We start from the raw sequence: 21,902 nt of genomic DNA, 5'->3' as shown, positions 1-21,902 counted from the left end.
CGGCTCCCCTGGATGATCCTCGCCTTAATAGGTGCCAAAACCAGAGATTGCGCAAGCTGGTCGACCTATTCCAAGGCACATAGTCGTTCGTGTTTGATCGACGCTCTTGAAAGGACACGAACCTTCGGTCCGCCAGCTTGAACAGATCAACCATCTGGAAAACTTAACGGCTTTTCGAAACTGCTGCACTTAGGCACGGAACAATGTGGCGCAGACGGAGCTCCGCGCTCTTTGTGTATCATCACGACGGGAGCCAACATGGCAATGGCAGCTATGGGCTTGATGGCTGACGATCACCGCCGCACTCGCCGTGACCGGCTACCCGATTAAGCTCGCGGCAGGAGTTCCGCGGGTCAGCAAGCCAGGATTCGACAGAGGGGGCACGCGTTTCGGCTGTCACGGTTCCGTCATCGCTTTATCTACATCGAGCGACTGCGAAATGAATCACAAACACTGGGAAGATTCCGGCATCCGGCCAGTAGGGGCGGGGCAGAGGTGTACAGGCACAGAACCTGCGACCGCCCCTCACTGCTTGGCCAGTCGGGTTCGATGCAGTCTTTCACATTTCTTGTGAATACTACCACAAGATGAGTAATCACTCTTTCAAAGAGAACACCTCATGGTTTAACCATGTCACTAAACATTCATGATGAAAAGACGATGACCGCCTTTCAGCCAATCAACTCAAAAGCCTATTATGACTTTCTTCCCACGTCGGAGAGTGCGTGCGGTGATATATGGCTCGGGCTTCCTTCCATGGGCTTGTTCGACGGCCCAGTATCGGGCATCGTGATTTCCCCCGCATGCGACCTCAGTAACTTCAAAACTGAAACGATAACTTTTCTACCAATCATTCCCATCAGGGCATACTTCTCCAATCTCGCTTTCCTGCCCACACTGCGTCGCGAAATTTCCGAACGTTTCCGCTCGGCGGGTTTTCTTTCCCGCGTCGCGTGGCCTGAACCGGGCTACATTCTCCCAAGGCGCGAGTTGATTGATGATGACCTGACGGAGATTGAGGCGTGCTTGGCCAACTCCAAAGCGACCAAGGCCGAGAAGGAGCATCTACCTCGCGCAGCCGCTGGCCTGCGCGTTATCAAATCGACTTCATCGCCCTCTCTAGCTTCCTTGGAAGACGTTGCGCTGCTCTTGGGAACGAAGTGGTCTTCAGTCAAGACGGAGCTTGTCCGAAACAGCCATCGCCCAGATCTGCACTTCCTTCCAAAAGATTTCAGGGATGGTTCAACCCCATCGCACCTAAAGGCCCACTCGCTCGTTCTACTCCGATATCCGGTAACACTTCCGGCGGAGTTCTTGCACGCTGCGCAACATTGCCTTCCAGGCCAATGGGATGCGTTTCTCAAAAGCTCCGACGGATCATCGTGGGCACATTTGCAGGGAAAGTCTGACATCCCTCCCTTGAAATGCCTGTCTGTTAAGCAAGCATTTCTTGCGGATATGCTCAGTCGGTTCACAGCATTATTCAGCCGCGTGGGGTCTCCGGATTTTTCGCGATCCACGATCGAAAAATATACGTTGGAGATGGAACATGACTGATTACCTAGCAATCACTCAACAGACATGCTCATGGCTCCTCGCCCACCCAGCCGTACTCAGCGCGCTGTACCAATCAATTGATAACGGAGACATCCTCGCGCTTTCGAAAGGCGAGTTCGCTGCCGGTCCGCTACGGCTTGCTGGGACACCGGACGGAAAAGTGGCCGCGGTGTGGAATAAAGAATACGTAAGTGGAACAGGTCACGAGGCTTGGGGAATAATCCGGTTAGTTGGCCCCTTCGGCCTTCGTCCGCCGTCTAGCATAGGACAACAGGTCTTTGAACGCCAAGTCTACATATTCAATCAACGGCTACAGGGATTGATTATCGACAGCGACTTTATCCATCGTACTTGGCCGAATGGGAGCCAGACTTGCCTCGCGGGGCGCGGGACTGAAGCTCGTCAGTTCAATGTTTCCTACTTCGAAGGCGGCCCCGGTTTTGGTAACCTCAGCACAAAGGCCGTAATAGCCATCGGTCCTGCACATGATTTTGACGAACTGCATAGCGCGATAGGTGCCGAGATTTCTAATCTCTCGCCCATCTCTTTAATCGCGGATGGGATTATTGACACCAGGCGCAGGCCGCTCATAGACGCCCCCGCATTTCAGGCACTTCGAGATGCATTGAGCCCAAGCCAGCAACATGAATTCCAGTTCGATAAGGTGAGCATCAATGCAACGTTTCACCAAGGCTCCTCGTCGATCGCATCCCACGAGACTGCCTTTTGGACGTACGAAGACTGGGTTTCCAACGGTGCCCTGAACGAAGCACAGCGTCGAGTACTAGAGTCCGATGTACTGACACGTCATCCGGTGCGCGTGATCGGACCAGCTGGATCGGGAAAAACCTTGCTCATGCAGCTATTGGCGATCCGTCATCTGCGGAAAGCTGCGCATGTAGGCGAAGAAGTTAAGATTATATACATCGTCCACAACGCGGCAATGGCTCAAAGCGTGATTGACAGATTTCGCGTTCTGGGTGCCGAGGACTACCTAACAAACCCAGTGCAAAGCATCCGGATCACCACCCTGTCGGAGTACGGCCGTCAAGTGTCGGGTCTGACGGAGACGATGGTGATAGATAAGGACGCTCAGCAAACCAAGCTGTTCCAGTTGAAACAAGTTCGCGACAGCTTTCGTCAGGTACTCGACGAAAACCGTGAGAAGGTGGCCGGCAGTGTGCTCATGAAGCAGGTTGCAGCGGACGAAGATCTTTTTAGCGTTTTCTCAGCTCTAATTGTTTCCGAGATTTCAAATGCAATCAAAGGGCGCGGGCTTACAGAGAACGAAAAAGGATACGTGAACGCGGAAACGCCGTTGAGCAGGTTGCATGGTGTGCTCGACACCGTTGAACGGTCTATCGTCTTCGCTACTTTCAAACGCTATCACGCTGCGGTGTTTGAAGAATTCGAAATGCTCGACTCGGACGATATTGCACTGACGTTGGCCGGTCGTTTGCGGACGCCCCTATGGCGACTGAAGCGGAAAACCGAAGGCTTTGATTACATCTTTGTCGACGAAGCCCAGCTTTTCAATGAAAACGAGAGGCGTATTTTCCCCTATTTGGCCAACGGAAAGGTCGCTCACACGGCAATTGCGTTAGCGCTCGACGAAGCCCAAGATCTATATGCATTTTCGAATGCTGGACTGGCCACGCTCGGCATTGCAGACGTCGAGGACAAGAATCTTCCCTCCAATCATCGCTCTACGCGTGAGATCGTTGATCTCGCGTTCTTTTTCATTCAGCAGACGACTGATCTATTCTCGAACGAGTTCCCAGATTTCAAGCTAATTGAAGAGGGGATGGTATCATCGTCTCATCAACTCGCAAGCCCACCATCGATTGTGATGTGTAATGAGGATCAACCCAGCTTTGGGCGGTTCGCCGTCAAGCAGGTGCAGAAGCTCCGCGCTGGCAACGTGCGACAGATCGCTGTTGTGTGCCACGCTGAGACCTACTGGAAGGAAATGGTCGAGGCATTCACGGCATCAGGCCTGCCGCTTCATCTGATGCAGCAACGCGGTGAAAAAGTGGCTCCTGACCAGCCGATGGTGATCCTTAGCAGACCCGCATTTGTCGGCGGACAAGAGTTTGACGCGGTGTTTGCGGTGGGTTTGGAACAAGGTGTGGTCCCCCCTCGGATAATCGACAACGTTGCTCTTGCTGCTGCCGTCGAGCAGCAGGTCCTGAGGGAGATGTACCTTGTAACAACAAGGGCGCGCTACCGTTACGTCGCACTGCTTAATAAACTCGCTGTACCAAACAACATTCTTCAAGGCGCAATATCCGAAAACAAACTGCGTAAAGTCGCTGTCGGCCCCACGTGACCCCTTAGCCTCGCGCAACCGACCTTTAGTTGTACTTCGCTGCGTTCCTGACGACCGCAAAGCTCGTCAAGGAACGAGAAAATTGCCAGCAGTACAAAAGGTGCAAGACAACGTTGCCACGAGAGACGCTCTCGGCGTGTTCCTCATTGGGGAGACCTTGCCCCCAAGTTTTATCCAGTTTGTCAGGCGCGCGACAGCACGACGATCGGCTGGCGATCGATGACGAAGATCACGCTGCTGCACCCCTCGCCTCGATGGTTGCAGCACGCGCCTGAACGCTCTTGGCCCTTCGAGCACCCTGCTTCTGCGTCAAACATTCTGATTGTGCCGGCATGGCCAGCCACCCAATCTGCCCCGCTTACGCGCAGCAGCGTCGAAATGGGCAAGTTCGCGACGTTGCAAGCCGTTGAAATCATGGTAAACGCGCCATTAACCAGAAGTGATATGGTCGCTCGCTTCCGCGATGGCTGCGGACTTTTCGTAGGCTTCTAACCATCGATAAGTACTGGTTATCGATGGTGAGACGAGCACGCTCTGAGCAAATCCCGTTTAGAGGCGCCAACCCCTTCTCTTTTCAGCGTTACCTCTAGCAAATGCGTCGGGTGGCGGGTCTTTCCTTCCCGTTCCTACTGAGTGCGAAGCCTGCCTAGGAACCGGCATTCACGGTCATCTTCGATCAACACGATTCTCGAAAGAAGGTGATCTCAGATGTGACTACGTCCTACAGTTTCCCTCTCAAAACTGCGAGTAGACGGTACGGGATCTTTCGCCTATCGATTGCTTATGAAATCGTCGCTTGAACATATGCCGCTCCGCAAGCAGCGAGAACTCGGACGGGTTCTCGAAATCCTCCACGAGGAATTCCAGGACGCGCTGAAGGAAGGCACGGCCGATTTCAAGAAGCGCGGCAGGATCCTGAAGATCATTCTGTTCGGCTCCTACGCCAAGGGCGGATGGGTCGAGGAGCCCTTCACCATGAAGGGATATCGCTCCGATTTCGATCTGCTGATCATCGTCAACAACCGCAAGCTCTGCGAGTTCGCCGAGTACTGGTACAAGGCCGCTGACCGCCTCATTCACGACGCCTCAATCGAAACGCCGGTGAGCTTTATCGTCCATTCCAGACGCGAGGTGAATACCTACCTCAGGGAGGGGCAATATTTCTTCTCCGACATTCGCAAGGAAGGCATCGCTCTTTACGAACTGGACGATGAGTCCCTGCCCGAGCCCGAGCCACTCTCGACTGAGGATCGGCTGCGGGTTGCAAAGGAACACTATGAGGACCGGTTCGTAGCAGCAGAGGAGTTCGCTGATTGGGCAGAATACGCCCGCACTAAACAACAGCGAAAAAGAGCCGCTTTCGCATTCCACCAATCGCTTGAACAGGCCTACTCTTGCGTCCTGCTCACTCTGACCAATTACGGTCCACCATCGCACAACATCAAGTTTCTTCGCTCACTCGCCGAGGAGCAGGACCGTCGTCTCGCTGAAGCCTTTCCACGTGACCAGCACCGGGAACGGGCCTGGTTCAACACATTGAACGAAGCATATGTGAAGGCACGCTATTCAAAGCATTATGAGATTAGCGAGGAGGCTCTCACCTGGCTTGGCGAGCGGACAACCATGCTGCTCGAATTGGTCAGGACGGCTTGCTCCGAGCATCTCGAAAAGCTCAAACCCGACAGCCACTAGGGAGCCGGACGGCACGGCTCACGCAACTCAAGGCAGACACAAGGACGGGGCCACGAAGTCACCGCGCTCGTGCGCTTGGCTCGGTGGATGCCGAACCGCCGGCACCCATTAAACGCGAATATTACCTTCGCCTTGAAAGGATACGAACCATCGACCCGCAAAGCGCAAAGCGCCTGATCTCAATGCGATAGGCTACACCGACCCAAAGGCTATAGTTCTGGACGAAAGTAGACCATGCTACGCAATGGCTTTCCACAATTTTCCGCTGGATCGGGAGCTTGAAAATAAGAACAAAGAGTAGACAGAAATTCATCTGTATAGGATAGGTAAGCGGCAAGACAGCGAACCCATGAGTGCATGATTCGGGAGCTAGCCGTGACTTTCGTTACCCATCGCGACCCTATCGACACTCCCCTTCTCCGCAAGGAAAGAGGCGCGTTCTTCACGCCTCCGGAAATTACCCTGTTCATTTCCAGATGGGCAATTCGCGCGCCTGGCGATCGCGTGCTCGAGCCTGCCGCTGGCGACGCGGCATTCCTGGTTTCCGCGATCGATCGCCTTCGTGAACTCGCTCCCCGCAGGTGCTCGTCTCCGATGGTTCATGGCGTGGAGATACACGCCCACAGCGCGGATGTTGCCCGCAAGCGGGTCGCTGACGCCGGGGGCGAGGCCAACATCCAACTGTCCGACTTCTTTGCCGTCACGCCTGACCCCGCGTTCGACGCAGTCATCGGAAATCCTCCCTATATCCGGTACCAGGACTTTACCGGGGAAGCCCGCGCCCGTGCCCGGGAGGCGGCCATCAGGGGCGGCATTTCCCTGACGGGGCTCGCGTCGAGTTGGGCTGCATTCACTGTGCACTCGGCATTGTTTCTGAAGAAAGGTGGCCGCCTTGCCTTCGTCTTGCCCGCCGAACTGCTCTCGGTGAACTATGCGGCTCCCGTCCGCAAATTCCTGTTCAGTCGATTCCGCGACGTGCAACTCGTATTGTTCGACGAACAAGTGTTCCCGGAAGCGGAAGCGGACGTCGTGCTTCTCCTTGCTGATGGCTACCTTGAGGGGCCCGCGGACTTCGCAACGATCCGCCAAACAAAGAACGCTGCAACACTCGACACTTTAGGCCCGGGACAGAGCTGGACACCGGCCGACCCAGCGGGCAAGTGGACCAGCAGTCTCGTCGATGTCGACGCGGTGCATGTTTTGCACGCTCTCTCGGCAGCTGGCTTCTACACGAACCTGGAAACCTGGGGCGACACGACGCTCGGAATGGTAACCGGAAACAACAAATACTTCACGCTTTCCCCTCAGCGGGTAGCCGAGCTCGGACTACGCCCGGACGAGTTGCTCAGTCTTTCACCACCCGGAAGCTCCCATTTGCGGGGCCTCTCGCTTTCGAATGCCCAGTTGAAGAAGCTCGGTGAAGAGGGCAACGCAATCCACCTGTTCTATCCAAATGACCCTCCGTCCAAGGCTGCTGCGGCATATATTGCCGACGGCCACAGGACAGGCGTCGACACCGCCTATAAATGCCGGGTCCGCAAGACCTGGTACCGGGTGCCACTCGTTTCACCCGCGGACCTTTTGCTGACGTGCATGAATGCGGACACGCCCCGCATCACGGAAAACGCGGCCAAGGCCCGTCACCTTAATTCAGTGCATGGGGTTTACCTAAATGAGGCCTATACGGTCCTTGGCCGCGAGCTCCTCCCTGTCGCCAGCTTGAACTCAATTACCTTGTTGCATGCCGAAATGGTCGGCCGCGCCTACGGAGGCGGAATCCTGAAGATCGAGCCAAAGGAGGCCGACGTTTGGGCCATGCCTTCCCCGACCCTGGTTGCCTCCAGAGCCGATGAGCTTCGCAAGGCCAAGCGAAGCGTTGGGAAGCTCCTGGACAAAGGGCGGCTGCTCGATGCCGTCAAGCTCGTTGACGAGGTACTGCTGGTCGACGGCGAGGTTTCGGCGGTGCAAATGGCAGCCGTGCGGAATGCACGCGCGGAACTCGCGAACCGCCGCAATTTGAGGGCAGCAAGTGGCCGCTAAACCAAGTTCGAAAGCGGAAGCCTGGGAAATCTTCGACCACATCGTCGCATCTGCCGCACCTGGCGGGAAACACAGCAATCCGTGGGTTCTTGGATCAGACGGCCAGCCGTCCTTCCGGCCCGACTACAAGACCCTCGCGCTGCTGCTCGGCGTTCCGCTCCACCTGAAAGTGGGGACGCAGACGGGAGTGCCCGCCCTCGCCCTTGATGTCTGGCTCAGCTATGAGCTTCGCAGGGCTGGTTTCGGCACGGACCAAGTCTGGCCAAGGCCGGTGAACCCTCGCGTTCTTCCCGCGCCTGTCGCGGCATTCGTCAAGTCACTTCCCATTGCGATTCGAGCCAAGGCCCAAACCCATCTGATATCGAACACGTCCATTCCCAGCGTTACCTCCTCCTCTGCTTCGATTCTCGGCAAAAACTACCTGAAACAGGTAGATGTGATCATCGCCGATTGGGTGACCGGCCCGGAATTGTTGATTTCGACGAAGCGAATGGATTCGTCCTATGGAAAGAATGCGCCGAACCGCATCGAGGAATCCTATGGCGACGCCAAGAATCTTCGCTTGCGCCACCCACTGGCGGCTCTGGGGTTCTTGTTCGGCCTGCGGTCTGACATCCTGGAAAAGGAACCCAAAACGGCAGAGTGGTTATTCGACCTTTTGTCCAAGCTTGGCCGTGAGGACGATGCGTATCACTCCACATGCCTGGTTTTGATGGAATATTCAACTGATCCAATACTACCGACAACCGATGAGGAAGAACCCAGCGACGGCATATTGGAGCCAGGCCCGCAGCCGATAACGGATCCAGCCGACGATGAGATCGCGCACCTTGCGGAAAGCACGGTCGAGAGCATCGTCAAGGCCCTGCCCAAGGTATCGATCCTCGAAGAGCGAACCCCAGATGACCTTTCGCCGGCCCGTTTTCTGACGTCGTTGATTACGCGCGTTCTCGCGACTACGCCTGTCAACATGCATGAAGAGGCGAGGCGGCGCCGCGCTTCTATCTTACCGAGGAAATAGAAGCCCAAGCGGTTTTTTAAAGTTGCCTGATCGCATGACGATGGCTTTCACATGCGCACATTTGTCTAGCACCTTGATGGGAATCTCGCTCCTCTGATCTCCAACCGCATGCGCGGCAATTGATCCAGAATCGCGATCCGTTCCCCCATAGCTTCGTGAGTCTTGGCTGCCAAAGGACTTTCGGCGTTAACGATCACAACGATCGCAGCGCGCAATATCATCGACCTTGGTTTCCGCGGTGGCACGATAGTAGATTTCAGTCACCCGAAACCGACCATCGATGCGTTTGCATTGGACGATGACGTCGATCGCTATCTTCAGCATCTCGCGTATGTCGTTCCGCTCCAGATCCCGCCCGCCGTCCGATTCCTTAACCAGCAGTGTCAGCTGTTCGAATGCAAGCCCGGCCGAGTCGGCGTGGACGGTGGTGATCGAACCGGGATGTCCTGAGTTAACGTTGCGAATGTAGTAGAACGCTGTGCCGTCACGCAGTTCCTGGAGAAGAATGCGATCCGGCCGCATGCGCAGGCAGGATTCGAGCAGGTCCTTCGCCCCGACTTTCGCCAGCCCTTGGCCACCTTTGGAATAGAAGAGACGGACGTGGTTCGGCTGCGGGATGACGAGCTCGGGCGTGTCTTCGATGGAGATGATGCGTTCGCTGGAAGGAATATGGCGGATCAACGCCTTCGAAAGCGTCGTCTTGCCGGATCCTGTCGCCCCGGAGATGATGATGTTCTTGCGCGCATGGACAGCCTCTCGAAGAAATGCCTGGTATGACCCGGTTCGATGGAGGTCCAGGAGCGTACGGTCGATTGCAGAGACGTCCGCCTCTTCCCTTGCCACCTCGGCGAACAAGCCGCCTTGATCAAGATCGTTCAGGCTCAGAGACACCGACGACGGCTTTCTGATCGTGATGCTGACGGTTCCCTTTGTCGTGGCCGGCGGGATGACGATCTGGATGCGCTCGTCGCCCGGCAACGTTGCCGAGAGGATGGGTCTGGTTTCGTCGATTGCCTGGTTGGAATAGCTGGCGACAGCGCGTGCGAGACGCATCAGCTTGTCGAACGACAGCTCCGGCAGATCGTGGGTTTGCCACCCGGCCGTGCCCTCGGTGACCACCTGGGTTGGCCAGTTGACGATGATCTCGTAAAGGGACTTGTCGCGGAGAAAAGGCGACAGCGGTACCAGCAGCTCGCGCACGACGCCGGAGTCGGCTCCCTCCGTCATGAGCGGGCCTATTTCGTGACCAGGGTCGAGGCTGGACGGAAGTCGCCAAGAACCGCCCGATCGTAGATGCGATTGCGCGGTTCGGTCACGCGAAGCCGATAGACGCTCGAGAAATCGAGATCACGTGCCACGAAGATCGAGACCAGCTCGCCTTGATGCTTCAACAGCGTCGGCGGAATATTGATCGACTGCTCGACGGCGATGGTCGCGGCTTGCTTGCCGGCGCTCGTCGTGTTGTCTGCCTCGACATCGCTATCCTGCAGCTGGCTGTTGGCGTAGGAGGTGGCGTCGCCGACGATGGACAACAGGATCGCGCTGCCGAAACGTTCCCACCAATGGGTATCGACATAGCCGTCGACACCGGCACGCCCAAGGGCATCGGTTGCCGGTGACGCCAGGGTGATGATCACCCCCTTCGGCGTCTTTGCCCGATTCCAGAGAACAAAAAGGCGTTTCTGACCGCGGCGAAGGCCGCCCCGATATTCGCCGACGACCTGCGTGCCCTTTTCCATCAGCACGACGCGGCCGTTGTCCGACAGGACGTCGCGGTTGATGACACAGCTCGTGAAGCCGGGTTGGTCGGAGGACAGCGCCGTCTCCAGGACGCATGGAATGGAGGTCCCCATGGCGACGATGAAGTCGCGATTTCCAAGGGTTCCTGCACGCGAGCCCTGCAGCTGTGTCGGCGCCAGCATGCGATTGAAGCGCTGGTCCTCGTTTTCCGCCTCGGCACTGAGGCCGCCCGGCCTGTCTGCGAGCGGAACGTAATTCGACGCGGCATCGGCACTGCCATCCTGGTCTCGAGGATGAGACTGGGGAGACTTTTCACCACCAAAGGCGATCACAGGCGCGCGGCGGGCAGCGTCGAGAAGCTTGTCATCCTCGCCCGGCTGCTGGTCGGGAATCCCGGGCGTCGGCAGGACTGTTTCCGGCGTCGCGACCGGTTGGACCGGCTCCTTCGCTGGCTCGAAATCCGACGTCTGCCGGATGACGACGCGTTCGGGCTGGATCCCGTCGGCGGGCTTATCCTGCCCGCGCATCGACCAGAGGGCAAAGCCGACGAAGGCAATGATCGCCAGCGCCACCACGCCACGTCTCACCGTCGGGTTGTTGTCGAGGCCGCGGCCGGTCGTCGTTTCGGCGCGCTCACCAGGAATTTGGGTGCTGTCTTCCTCGGCCATGACGTCCTCCTATTCTTCTGTCGCAGCCTGCGTCTTCACAACACGCTCGACAGAGGGTGAGGTCGTATTGGTGTCGGGATTGATGCCGATCCGATCATAGGCCTCGTTGAAGATGCAGAGGACGTCGCCTCCCCTGCGCAGGATGAACTTGCGGCTGATCGCGTGCACCAGCACCAGGTTGTTCTCCACCGACTTCGGCACCAGGCTTTCGCTGCCGTCGGAATTTTCCATGTAGATCGCCGGCATTTCCTGGTTGCCGGCAAAGGCGAAGGTGGTGACCTTGCCGTTGTCGTAGACCGCCTGCGGTTCGAGTGCCGCCGATCCTTGCGCCGAATAGCGCCAGTTGCGTGGACCATAGGCTTCGTGGAGCGCAAGAACCTTGTCCGCCTCGCCGGCCTGGGCCGCCTGCGCACGAGCAGCGGCATCGAGCCTCCGGCGTTCGGCCTCATCGGCGGGATAGCGATACTTCACATAGAAGTAGGTGTTTTGCCCGGCCTCGACGGTGCCGTCGCGAACCGTGAGTTCCATCTGGTAGCTGCGCATCGAGCCGTCCCGCCTGGTCGTCACGACCGAGATGTTGGTCACCGGCTGGTTTTCGCGGGGTTTCAGGAACAGGATGTTTCCGGCCGGCGCCACTTCCCATGCGACGCTGTTGCCGAGCGCCACATGGGCGATTTCTTCGTCGGCGGCGAACTCGATCTGTACCGAGGAGCGTAGCGTGCCGACGATCTTCGTTATGTTGTAGGGCTGGTAGTCGACGAAACGGATACGGCTATCTTGCGATGCGCCGCGCGGAATATCGAGCGCCAACGCCGTCGTGGAGAGGCCGGCAACAAGGAGGGCGATCAGAAGACGCTGGCTCAATTGATGGCCTCCGGATCGGCGCGATACTCGCTGACGGCAAAACCAAGCGGATTGGTCAGCCGATCGGTCGATGACATCGGCGCGTTGACATAAGAGAAGGTGAGCGTCGCCACCCAGTGGGTTGTCCTGATGTCGTCACCGCGGGTGACGGTTCTGATATAGCGTACCGATACGACATTGGCGTTGATCAGCGAGATCGAGACGACGTTGATGCGTGACGTCGCGCCGCGGCCATAGATATTCTGCGGAGAGTCCGGATTACCGCCCCGGTAGATCGCCGCGAACCGCGTCTGTTCCGACTGGGTCGAGAGCAGGGCGACCGTTCGAAAATTCTCCTCTGCCTCGCTCCAGATGTAGGCTTCCCGCGCACGCACATACTTGGCGGCGAAGTACTTGGTCACCGCCTCGTCATAGCTGCCGGCCGTCGAGGTCAGCGCCGAGACGACGTCGACGATGCCGGTCGAATTGTCGACCCGAACGACGAAGGGCTCGACCGTTTTCAAGGGTGTGAGGCCGGCAACGGCGACGATCGAAGTGGCGGCAAGCACGCTTGCGGCGATCGCGATGGACCAGGCGATGCGCGCCGACCGCTCCACCTGGATAAGCCGATCCTGATCGAAGCGGCGTGCCCTTTCGAAATAGCTCTTCAGACTGTCCGGACTCACCATCTCACCCCTCCTGGCATGGCCGATAGGAGGCCACGACGTCGAAATGCGCGAAGGCGGCAGGTTCCTTCGTCAGCGGCTCTTCGCCATAGGAGGATACCTGGCCAGTCTCCGTTGCCGGGACAGCGTCGGAACCGTCCTGCTTGGTGGGATTGTTGTCCTCCCATTGCCACATGGCGCGGTTGAGCGGCCGGCGCGAATAGCTATCGCATTTGGGCAAAGGGTGGGACTTCGAAGCGCAGCCGGTGAGCTCCATGGCAAGGAGGAGTGAGACGATAATGCGGATCATTGAAATGCAAACCTCTGAAACGTTTGTCGTGGAGAAGTCGTCATCCGGCCCCTCAAGATCTGAGGCGGCGGCCGACGAACCGGGCGCCTCGCCCAACCGCTCTGGTGCCATGCGAGGCGGCCCAGGCAAGCGTACTTTCATGGGCGTCTCGGCTGGCACCATAGCCGTAGGTCAGCGACGCCCCGCCCGCCGCGAGCGCGGAGGCAATGCCGGGCAGCTGGTAGAAGACGTAGAGAGCGGCAAGGCAGATGGCGCAAAGGGCGACCGGACGCATCATGACATCCGTGTAGCTTTCGATTGCCGTAAATGTCGTGTCGATACAGCTGATCAGCAGTGAACCGATGGCGACGACCAGGACCTGGAGAATGACGAAATTGGCGAGCTGACCGATCCAGGATTCGGTGAAACGACGGGTGGACTGGAACATCGCCAGCGCGACGAAGATCGGGCCGATCGCCAGCACGATGGCGAGCGCCAGCCGGGCATAGAGCGAGACGATATAGCCGATCGCCGCCACGGTGAAACTCGCGCCGATCGCCATCATCCCGCCGATGCCGGTGACGATATCGGCAGGCCAGGTGGCACGCGCCCAGATTTCCTGGGCGCATTTCTGGCCCTTGTCGAGCAGGCTGTCGAAGGTGGAAGCACTCGGTGCGCTACCCGAGTTCAGCGCCTGCGAGATCTCGCGCGGCAGCGTTTCGAAGAAAATATTGGTAACATAGGTCTGATAGTCGCTGGCGTTTCTCACCAGCATGACGATGATCGCAAGCTTCATCGCCCGGAAGGCGAATTCGAGAATGGGCTCCTGGACCGAGCCCCGCAGGACAAGGTAACCATAGAGCACGACATAAAGTGTCAGCGCCACGGTGAGCGGGCCGCTGATCCAGCTGGCGATGTTCGATGTGCCCGACGAGATGAAATTTTCCAGCGGCGACTTGAACTGGCCGTCGACGAAGCTGAAGACCTGGTACACCACTCAGCCTCCTGGCGATTTACGTGGAAGATGAAGCCGAACCCTCCAGTCCGCCGCCTCGGCGTTTTGGCAATTGGGCGTCTGACGCAAGGCGCCGGGATTGTTGCGGCATTCACTTGTGATCTTCGCCAGCAGGACCTCATCATCCATCAGCTCGTCGACAGTGTAGATCCTGTCTTCCTCGGCGAAGCAGCCAGCAAGGGTGAGCATGACGATGCCAAGCAGGAGATGTTTCATTTGAGCGCCTCTCCCATGGCATCGAGGCGCTTGCGCCAATCCTCGGCCTTGCGCTGGTCGTCGACCTGAACCTCAGCCTGCTGGACCATCTGCAGGGCCTGCATGCGCAGCACGTCGGTCTGCAGGAAGGCGGTTTCGGCTTGCAGCCGTGCCTGAAGATCGGCGATGTCCTTGGCATCCGTGGCGCTGGAGATCTGCTGGCGCAGCTGATCGATGCCGTCGATGCGCTTGGTGGCGGCATCGTAGATCTGCTGGCCGAGGCTCAACTGGCCGGCATTGCGGTTCTGGGCGCGCGCCAGTTCCTGCGCATAGAAGTCATTGGCATCGGTGCGATAGGTGGAATTATTCTCGAGGAATTTCGAGGCGGAGGTTGCGAAGGCCCCGGTGCCCGAGCCTTTGAGCAGCCCTTCGATGGCGTTGAAGTCCTGCGGCAACGCCTTGCGGATCGAAGGGTCGTTCAGCAGACCGGCGACATCGGCCATGTTGGTGACCTTGTTCAGCGATGCGTAAAGCTGCTGGGCCTGCTGAAGCTGTTGATTGAGCGTGTCGAGCTGCGATTTCAGCTGCGTGATGCTTTCGATCTGCTTGGCGATCGCGGTCTCATCGATGACCGGAATGCCCTGTGCGAATGCCGTTCCTGCGGGCGACAGCGCAGCCATCATCGCCAGAGAAAACCCTATTCTGACCCTTTGCATCAATCCGTTCTCCTTCTTTGCTGAAACACCGGTAGCCAGTCTTCGAGCCGGTCGCCGACCTCCTTCCGGATCGCCTCGGCCAATTCGACGCTGGCGGTGCGGCCGGAGAGAATCTCGAGCTCGTCGTCGAAACCCCTGAGGTTCAGTTCGGCAACGACGCTGTTGTGCCCCTGCTTGACGATGAAGCGGCGGCTTTCGACCGGAAGCTCGCGGGAGAGAAGCTCGAACTCGCGCTCCGTCAGTTTGAACCCGTCGACATAATCGGCATGATCGCCGCGCGGATTGGGTAGGAAGATCTGCGTCGGGCACTGCTCGATGATCGTATGGGCGATCGGCGAGACGATCGCATCGCGCGGGCTTTGGGTCGCAAACAACATCAGCCCATTCTGTTTGCGGATCGTCTTCAGCTTGTTCTGGGCGAGATCGCGAAAGCCTTCGTCCTGCAGGGCCTTCCAGAACTCGTCGATGACGATGATGATGCGCCGCCCGTCGATCAGCTGCTCGATGCGGAAGAACAGGTAGGCCATCAGCGGAGCGCGAATTTCCTCGTTGTCGAGGAAGTCGGTCATGTCGTAGCCGATGAACTTGGCACCGATCCCGATGTCGTCGGTCTCGTTGTCGAACACCCAGCCGAGCGGACCTCCCCTTTCCCACCGCCTCAGCCGCGAGGCGATGCCCTCGGGATCGGTGTTGTTGAGGAAGGTACGCAAGGCGCCAATGGAGCGGCGCTCGACAGGAAGGTCCGCCAGACCGTCGACGGCCGAGGCGATGTCGCGCAGCTCGGTGACGGTCAGTTCTCGGCTTCCCGCTCCCACCAGCCTGCCAACCCAGCCTGTGAGGAACACTTTGTTTTCCGGCGTGAGGTCGAGTGCCTTTAGCGGCGCGCAGCCGGTGGCAACACCGTTTCGAAGCGGCAGGTAAGTGCCGCCCGCAGCCCGGACGAACAGGTCGGCGCCGCGATCCTTGTCGAAGAAGACCATGTGGGGATCGTGTTTTTCGAGCTGGGAGAGCATGAAGTTCAACAGCACCGTCTTGCCGGCGCCCGACGGTCCGCAGACGAAGGTGTTGCCAAGGTCGCTATGATGGAAATTGAAATAGAAGGGCGAGCCGGAGGCAGTCTTCAGCATGGCAACGGCCGGTCCCCATTCATTCCCGTCCTTCCTGCCTGTCGGATAGGAATGATAGGGAGAGAGTGCTGCAAAGTTTCGCGAGGTGATGGCGCCCGACCGTGCCCGATAGCGGAAGTTGCCCGGCAACTGCCCCCACCAGGCCGCCTCCAGCCCGAGATCCTCGCGGGCGACGACCGCGCCGCCATTGGTGAGATAGGCCCGTGCTCTTGCCATATGGTCGGTCAGTTCCTTCACCGAAGGCGCAAAGACCGACAGCGCCAGATGATGCTCTCCAAGCACAAAGCGGTTCGATTCCAGGTCGTCCATGGCATCGTCGAGTTCGTCGATCTGCGAGGCAGCCTTGTCGCCGGCGCTCACCATCTGGTTCTGTTTGCGCCCCATGATCGTGCGCGCATCGGCTTTCGAGACGTAGGCGAAAGACTGCGTCAGGATGAGCTCGAACGGCGCCGTCAGGATGCCGTCGAGCATGCCGCCGCGGGTCGTCGCCGGATATTCCTTGAACCCGAAGATGCCGGCATAGCGGCTATCGGCCTCATGACGGATCTCGATGGTTTCGCGCCCGACGATCACCCGATCAGAATAGATCGCCGAAGATATCCTGCCCTCCGTCAACGGGACGCGCTCCCGCCGGCCGCCAACGACCTGATGCAGCACCTCGCTCGGTTCGGAAAAGAGGATGCCGTCCTGCTCGTAAATGGAGAGCACTCGAGCCTCGAAGCGCTTCAGGCCCGCGGTGACGTCGGATACCTTGTCCTTCAGGTGCTTCAAGCCATCCTCATCGACTTCGACGCCGGCGCGGCCTGCCCTGCGCAGGCGCGAAACAAGATTGGCGGCTTTTTCGGCTGGATCCCGGCCCGGATGCCAGACAAGCGAGAGGTAAAGATCGTTTCGAAACAGATCCTCTCCGATCATGCGGTCGCGGTATTTTGTGTTCAGCCCCTGCGAAAAACGATTGGCGAACTCTCCGTCCGGATAGGCGTTGTCGCGGCGGCGAATGACATGTGTCCAGAGCGCCAGGCGCTCATCGGCGATGTTGCGGTAGAGCGTATTGAGGTCGCGGTGCAGGCTGTTCAGGTCCAGGACATCTGCGGTTTCGAAGGATACGCCATCGAGCGCTAGCATCACCATCAGCGCCCTGGATTTGAGCGCGATCGTTGTCTCGTCGACATGGCGGACGTGCGGAATGAAGGTTTCGGGGCCGAGTTCGCGTGAGCGAAGCGTTGCGATGCTAGGCAAGGCTCAGATCCCTTTCGTCATAGTGCCGGATGAGCGTCAGCGGCGAGAGCGTGGCGCCGCCCCAATAGGCGGTGTTGCGTGACCGGCCGCGGGTGTCGATCCACGAGATCAGGATCCGGAACATGTTGTGGTCGTGCTTGACGAGCGTCCGGAATATGAAATGAAAGACGACGCCGACCAGTGCGTAGGCGATCGATCCCGCGGTGATGTAAAGGATCGTCGTCAGCATGACATTGACGCCCATCGCCTCCATCGTCACACCGGCGATCATCGCCGGGCGGGTGCAGGCAAGGAACAGGGTGTCTTCCTCGATAGCGGCGGCGGTCGGCATGATCATCAGCTTCCGACGATCGTATTGACGAGTTCCGTCGCACCGAAAATCCCGCCGATGCCGATGATCCAGAAACCAGCGCGGCGCAGATCCATGTAGCCGAACATCCAGGCGATGCAGATGATGATGACGGCGATGACGGCAAGCAGCCGGGCGATGTTGCCGGTCAGCATGTCGACGATGTTCTGCAGCACGGTTTCGACGCCGGCGGCCTGGGCGAAAGCCGGCTCCACCAGGCAGGCGATGATGGCGACTGCCATCAGGAGAGAGGCCGCGACAGGGCGAAGGCTTGTTTTCGAGATCATTCACTTTGCTCCGATCGTTCGTTCTGAAACACGAGAACCTCGGATGACCGCCGGGCGTTAAAGACGTCCCACGATGCGGCTTCACCGGATTGGGGAAGGAATTGTGCGCGCGGGGATGTCTCCCGGCTGGCCGGCCGGTCCGCGCGAGGGCTTTCTTCAGGCGGCTCGGCGACAGTTAGAGACGCCAGGTCGGAAGGCAGACGGACCATTTCCTGGCGGACCTGCTGGTCATATTTGATCATTTCGCCAACAGAGGGATCGTCACGCCCGTAGTAGGACTGAAGCATGACGTTTTCGGCTCGGATCGCATCGGCGCCGGCGCGCAAGGCCAGACGATAATAGCCGTCGAGCAGAGTGGCCGTCGCCTTGAGGTTCAGGCAAGGATCGAACGCATCCGAGATCGAAAGCTTGAGCCTGCGCAACTCCTTCTCGCCGATGCCGCCAAGACCAATCTGAATGTCCTGCCGATCGGCAACGAGGGAGGTCGCGAGTTCAATTGCCTCGGCCTTTGATGTGGGTTGGCGCTCAAGCGGCGGACCGCTGTTGATCCGAATGGCGAAGGGTTGGAAGCCGCTCTCGAGACTGATGACAGCGGCGAGCGTTCTGATTTCCACCATGGGTGCGCAGTTCTGGGCGAGATCCATGAATGCCGCTGCCATCGATCAGTACCAGACCCGTTGCGTCGCCGCCCCGTCGATCGTCACGTCGACATAGTGCGGCTGCGATCGGACGTTCGGGCGGGCGGTGGGATAGCCCATGCATTGTCGCCGTCCGTCCAACAGCTGCCATCGCGGGGACAGAACCGAGCCGTCACTGAAATTGTACTCGTCCCCAGCATGAGGGCAGAATGCATCACTCACCGGCTGGAGGGCTGTCGCCACGCAGGTTGTTTCTTGCCCGCGCGGACCATAATCGCTTTCCAGCCGGTATCCGGTTTCGCAGTAATACGGCTCATAGCCCGGGCGCGAACTGTGGAAGGTGGCGCCGCTACATGTCGGGAATGCATGCCCCTCGGCAAGCTCGCGCCACAGCTTTTGGATCGGCGGCCGACATTCCGCGAACTGCGTCGGGCCTCCGGGGTTGGAAAGGCACAGGATAACCTCGCAGCCCCATTCATTTGCTTGCGCCCTGCCAGGTGAAGTAAGGTAGGGTGGCAACATGCAGCAGGCCGCCACGACTGAGTTGAGCAGAAGGTTTTTCATGAGCACGACCCTTCAACGGACATCCCATTGCGGAAGAGGTGGTTTGTCTGTAGAGCAACTTATACTGATTTATATAACACAGTAAAACAGCATGACAAGAGCACTGACGACCCAATGGCGGAATCTGGCTTTCTCAGGTCTTATCCTGCATGAGATCCTCGATCATCCCCTCGAAGACGAGACGCCTCAGGCAAGGCTGAAGCAGGTCGGCATGATGACGGTCCTGTACAGCATGAACCAGGCGCACCAGAAGCTAACCCTTTCCAGTATTATGGAAATTACGGCTCTGACGCGCAGTGGCGTCAAGGAGACGGTGGATCTTCTGGTGAGGCGAGGAATGTTGGACGAGACAATCGTCAAGAACTCGATGGGGCGCGGAACAGCGCGCCAGTTCGAGATTTCCGAAGCGCTTCTGAAAAAACTGAGTTCGTTCGGAGCCGAATAAAGACTGGGTTTAAGTGGCTAATTTCGGCCAGGAAGGGCGAAGTGAGCGCCCAATCCCAGGCCATGCCGACCCAGATGTCGGAAGGCTGGATCGGCATAGTGGGCGACTTCTTCAACAATCGGAACATGTCCCCGCAGGGCGTTCAACAACGCCTGCATGACCTCCTGATCCAGCGCTGAATGCGTAATCTTGATACGCACGGTCATCGCTGGGTTATCCAATTTCCGGCCTGGCGGAAATGTCCCACACCAGCCTCGTCGGCCTGGTCTTCGGCCCGAGAAAGAGGAGAACCTGCCGCCAAAGCGCTGATATCCGTGCTTGGATGTCAGGCAGTTGAACGAAAACGCTGGAGAGGTCGCGGATGGGCGCCGGGCATATCGCCGCGTCCGGCTTCACTCACGCATGTGGATCCCCGCAGCACGAATGAGATGATATGTCATTCCACGGCTATCCATAATTCGCAGACATATACAATTTGCGCACGAAACATTGAGTCGGCAGTCCGCATTTCATCGGAAAACGCAGGAATTAACAAAGACTTAAGCAATTTGGATACTTCTTGCACATTAGTATGACTTATTGACGGTGGTCATTTTGCGCTCGGGTCTTTCATATTCAGTTGATCGGGTCTTCAGAACCTTTCGCGGTCTCGGAAGGGACAGGGGTGGCAATGTCGCGATCGTCGTTGCTCTCACCCTGGTGCCGATGATCGTCGCAGTCGGTGCGAGCTTTGACTACATCCGTACCTACAATGTCCGCCAGAGGATGCAGAGCGATCTCGACACGGCCCTGATCGCCGCAGTCAAAGGGATCGATACCGACGACGCCGACGCCCTCAAGGAAAAGGTTGCAGACTGGTTTCACGCGCAGGTGGAAAACAGCTATACGCTTGGCGACATCGACATCGATACCTCAAACCATAAGATCACCGCGACGGCCAGCGGCACGGTTCCGACGACGCTGATGAAGATCGCCAACATCGACACCGTCGACGTCAGCGTGGCAAGCGCCGTCAAGGGGCCGGCCACCTCCTATCTCAATGTTTATATCGTCATCGACACATCCCCGTCGATGCTTCTCGCGGCAACAACGGCCGGCCAGTCGGCCATGTATTCCGGCATCGGTTGCCAGTTCGCCTGCCACACCGGCGATGCGCAGACTATCGGCAAGACGAAATACGCCAACAATTACGAATACAGCACGGCCAAGAACATAAAGCTGCGTGCCGATGTTGCCGGTGACGCCGTCAGAGACGTGCTCGATATGATTGACGACTCCGACAGCAATCATCAACGCATCAAGGTCGGATTATATAGCCTGGGTGATACCCTCACGGAAGTTCTGACCCCGACGCTCAGCACGGACACGGCGCGAAATCGCCTTGCGGACGCAAGTTACGGCCTGACCAGCGCGACCTCGAAGGCAGCCACCTATTTTGACGTCTCTCTGGCGACGCTCAAGCAGAAAGTCGGCACCGGTGGGGACGGAACATCCTCGGGCTCACCGCTCAAGCTGGTTCTGCTGCTGACGGACGGCGTCCAGTCGCAGCGCGAATGGGTGACTGACAAGGTGACTTGGAAGAACGGGCAGGCAACGTATGGGGCATACTGGAACAAAGTGGCGCCGCTTAATCCGGATTGGTGCGCCTACGTCAAAAACCAGTCCGCCACCATGGCGGTTCTTTATACCGAATACCTGCCGATCACCTCGGACTGGGGTTACAACGCCACTGTCGGCTCGACCATGGCAAGCGCCAGCTGGAAAAGCACCTACGGCGGCACCATGCAAAGCGGCGTGTCGACCAGCATCACGAGAAGGGATTACATTCCCTATGCGCTTTCCGACTGCGCATCCTCCAAGAGCTTGTTCATATCCGCATCGTCGTCGACCGAGATCACCGCAGGTCTGTCGGCGCTTTTCACCCAATATCTCGCATCCGTCCGGCTGACCCAATGAGGCGAGGGAAACGCTTCGCATCGTTGCGCCGCCTGCTTGGCGATCGCAAAGGGGTCGCTGCGATCGAATTTGCGATCCTGGCTCTGCCGCTCTTCATCATGATATTCGGCATTATCGAAGTGTCGCTGATGTTCTTCATCAACTCGGCGCTGGACGCTTCGGTGCACAAGATCTCTCGGATGATCCGCACCGGCGAGGTTGCGTCCTCCAACATCACGCTAGCCGATTTCAAGGCCAGGATTTGCAACGACATGCTTCTCTCGTTCAGCTGCTCCAGCGGTCTCCTGGTCAAGGTGAACGTGCTTTCCGACCTCTCGTCCGCCGCCAGCGCCGACCCCATCGACGACAGCGGCAATCTCACTGTCACCGAGACCTATGATATCGGCAAGGGCAGCGACTACATCCTGGTTCAGACATTCCTGCCATGGACAGCCGTCGTCAATTTCTTCAGCCTGTCGAGCGCCAAGCTTTCGGACGGCCGCTACCTGCTCGGATCTTCCGTTCTGTTCCGCAACGAGCCTTTCTGA

General features: G+C 58.3%; 23 protein-coding genes. 10 read left to right on the top strand and 13 right to left on the bottom strand.

What is annotated here, in order from left to right:
• Nucleotides 1–660 precede the first annotated feature (660 nt).
• From GR198_RS29245 to GR198_RS29220, 6 genes are all read left to right on the top strand, one after another.
• Nucleotides 661–1,557 (top strand): hypothetical protein, encoded by an 897-nt coding sequence (locus GR198_RS29245; protein WP_164070020.1) that lies wholly within the window; start codon nt 661–663, stop codon nt 1,555–1,557.
• Nucleotides 1,550–3,886 (top strand): UvrD-helicase domain-containing protein, encoded by a 2,337-nt coding sequence (locus GR198_RS29240; protein WP_164070018.1) that lies wholly within the window; start codon nt 1,550–1,552, stop codon nt 3,884–3,886. The genes GR198_RS29245 and GR198_RS29240 overlap by 8 nt, the downstream gene beginning before the upstream one ends.
• Before the next feature lie 219 nt (nt 3,887–4,105).
• The gene (locus tag GR198_RS29235; protein WP_164070016.1) at nt 4,106–4,378 is read left to right on the top strand and encodes a hypothetical protein; all 273 of its coding nucleotides are present in this window, start codon (nt 4,106–4,108) and stop codon (nt 4,376–4,378) included.
• Nucleotides 4,379–4,669: 291 nt separating this feature from the next.
• Nucleotides 4,670–5,578, top strand: coding sequence for a nucleotidyltransferase and HEPN domain-containing protein (locus GR198_RS29230; RefSeq protein WP_164070014.1), 909 nt, complete (start codon nt 4,670–4,672; stop codon nt 5,576–5,578).
• Between the two features lie 375 nt (nt 5,579–5,953).
• Nucleotides 5,954–7,618 (top strand): HsdM family class I SAM-dependent methyltransferase, encoded by a 1,665-nt coding sequence (locus GR198_RS29225; protein ID WP_312876564.1) that lies wholly within the window; start codon nt 5,954–5,956, stop codon nt 7,616–7,618.
• Nucleotides 7,608–8,639, top strand: a complete 1,032-nt coding sequence (locus GR198_RS29220; RefSeq protein WP_105008616.1) for a hypothetical protein — start codon at nt 7,608–7,610, stop codon at nt 8,637–8,639. The genes GR198_RS29225 and GR198_RS29220 overlap by 11 nt, the downstream gene beginning before the upstream one ends.
• A gap of 186 nt (nt 8,640–8,825) precedes the next feature.
• Here GR198_RS29220 and virB11 read toward each other — a convergent pair whose 3' ends face one another.
• From virB11 to GR198_RS29155, 13 genes are read right to left on the bottom strand one after another with little or no spacing between them, the layout of a single operon-like run.
• Nucleotides 8,826–9,866 carry a P-type DNA transfer ATPase VirB11 gene (gene virB11, locus GR198_RS29215; RefSeq protein WP_164070011.1) on the bottom strand — a complete coding sequence of 347 codons (1,041 nt, stop codon included), beginning with the start codon at nt 9,864–9,866 and terminating at the stop codon, nt 8,826–8,828.
• 8 nt (nt 9,867–9,874) lie between these two features.
• On the bottom strand, nt 9,875–11,047 hold the full coding sequence (gene virB10 / locus GR198_RS29210; RefSeq protein ID WP_164070009.1) for a type IV secretion system protein VirB10: 1,173 nt from the start codon (nt 11,045–11,047) through the stop codon (nt 9,875–9,877).
• 9 nt (nt 11,048–11,056) lie between these two features.
• On the bottom strand, nt 11,057–11,911 hold the full coding sequence (virB9, locus tag GR198_RS29205) for a P-type conjugative transfer protein VirB9 (protein ID WP_164070008.1): 855 nt from the start codon (nt 11,909–11,911) through the stop codon (nt 11,057–11,059).
• On the bottom strand, nt 11,908–12,579 hold the full coding sequence (locus tag GR198_RS29200; RefSeq protein WP_164070005.1) for a virB8 family protein: 672 nt from the start codon (nt 12,577–12,579) through the stop codon (nt 11,908–11,910). Before GR198_RS29200 ends, virB9 begins: the two co-directional genes overlap by 4 nt.
• Before the next feature lies 1 nt (nt 12,580).
• Nucleotides 12,581–12,865: a hypothetical protein gene (locus GR198_RS29195; protein ID WP_164070004.1), complete on the bottom strand. Its 285-nt coding sequence runs from the start codon at nt 12,863–12,865 to the stop codon at nt 12,581–12,583.
• Between the two features lie 52 nt (nt 12,866–12,917).
• Nucleotides 12,918–13,838, bottom strand: a complete 921-nt coding sequence (locus GR198_RS29190) for a type IV secretion system protein (RefSeq protein WP_164070001.1) — start codon at nt 13,836–13,838, stop codon at nt 12,918–12,920.
• Between the two features lie 3 nt (nt 13,839–13,841).
• The gene (locus tag GR198_RS29185; RefSeq protein WP_164069999.1) at nt 13,842–14,075 is read right to left on the bottom strand and encodes an EexN family lipoprotein; all 234 of its coding nucleotides are present in this window, start codon (nt 14,073–14,075) and stop codon (nt 13,842–13,844) included.
• Nucleotides 14,072–14,770 (bottom strand): P-type DNA transfer protein VirB5, encoded by a 699-nt coding sequence (gene virB5 / locus GR198_RS29180; protein ID WP_164069997.1) that lies wholly within the window; start codon nt 14,768–14,770, stop codon nt 14,072–14,074. Before virB5 ends, GR198_RS29185 begins: the two co-directional genes overlap by 4 nt.
• On the bottom strand, nt 14,770–17,136 hold the full coding sequence (locus GR198_RS29175; protein WP_164069995.1) for a VirB4 family type IV secretion/conjugal transfer ATPase: 2,367 nt from the start codon (nt 17,134–17,136) through the stop codon (nt 14,770–14,772). Before GR198_RS29175 ends, virB5 begins: the two co-directional genes overlap by 1 nt.
• Nucleotides 17,129–17,467, bottom strand: coding sequence for a type IV secretion system protein VirB3 (locus GR198_RS29170; protein WP_026158293.1), 339 nt, complete (start codon nt 17,465–17,467; stop codon nt 17,129–17,131). Before GR198_RS29170 ends, GR198_RS29175 begins: the two co-directional genes overlap by 8 nt.
• A 5-nt stretch (nt 17,468–17,472) precedes the next feature.
• Entirely contained in the window at nt 17,473–17,772 is a 300-nt protein-coding gene (locus GR198_RS29165) for a TrbC/VirB2 family protein (protein ID WP_164069994.1), read from the bottom strand.
• Complete coding sequence (locus tag GR198_RS29160; RefSeq protein WP_164069992.1) at nt 17,769–18,431, bottom strand: lytic transglycosylase domain-containing protein; 663 nt, start codon at nt 18,429–18,431, stop codon at nt 17,769–17,771. The genes GR198_RS29165 and GR198_RS29160 overlap by 4 nt, the downstream gene beginning before the upstream one ends.
• Nucleotides 18,432–18,434: 3 nt before the next feature.
• Nucleotides 18,435–18,974 carry a hypothetical protein gene (locus GR198_RS29155; protein ID WP_164069990.1) on the bottom strand — a complete coding sequence of 180 codons (540 nt, stop codon included), beginning with the start codon at nt 18,972–18,974 and terminating at the stop codon, nt 18,435–18,437.
• A 91-nt stretch (nt 18,975–19,065) separates the two neighbouring features.
• On the opposite strand from GR198_RS29155, the gene GR198_RS29150 reads away from it, so the two are divergent.
• From GR198_RS29150 to GR198_RS29135, 4 genes are all read left to right on the top strand, one after another.
• Nucleotides 19,066–19,419, top strand: coding sequence for a hypothetical protein (locus GR198_RS29150; RefSeq protein WP_017957275.1), 354 nt, complete (start codon nt 19,066–19,068; stop codon nt 19,417–19,419).
• 41 nt (nt 19,420–19,460) lie between these two features.
• Nucleotides 19,461–19,598: a hypothetical protein gene (locus tag GR198_RS29145; protein WP_017957276.1), complete on the top strand. Its 138-nt coding sequence runs from the start codon at nt 19,461–19,463 to the stop codon at nt 19,596–19,598.
• Nucleotides 19,599–20,013: 415 nt separating this feature from the next.
• Nucleotides 20,014–21,375, top strand: coding sequence for a TadE/TadG family type IV pilus assembly protein (locus GR198_RS29140; protein WP_164070065.1), 1,362 nt, complete (start codon nt 20,014–20,016; stop codon nt 21,373–21,375).
• Nucleotides 21,372–21,902 carry a TadE/TadG family type IV pilus assembly protein gene (locus GR198_RS29135; protein WP_029874507.1) on the top strand — a complete coding sequence of 177 codons (531 nt, stop codon included), beginning with the start codon at nt 21,372–21,374 and terminating at the stop codon, nt 21,900–21,902. The genes GR198_RS29140 and GR198_RS29135 overlap by 4 nt, the downstream gene beginning before the upstream one ends.

The sequence above is a fragment of the Rhizobium leguminosarum genome, from assembly GCF_010668065.1.
GTDB classification, from domain to species: domain Bacteria; phylum Pseudomonadota; class Alphaproteobacteria; order Rhizobiales; family Rhizobiaceae; genus Rhizobium; species Rhizobium leguminosarum_S.
The sequence above is the reverse complement of the archived record's forward strand: the minus strand, read 5'-3'. Positions and strand labels throughout refer to the sequence as shown.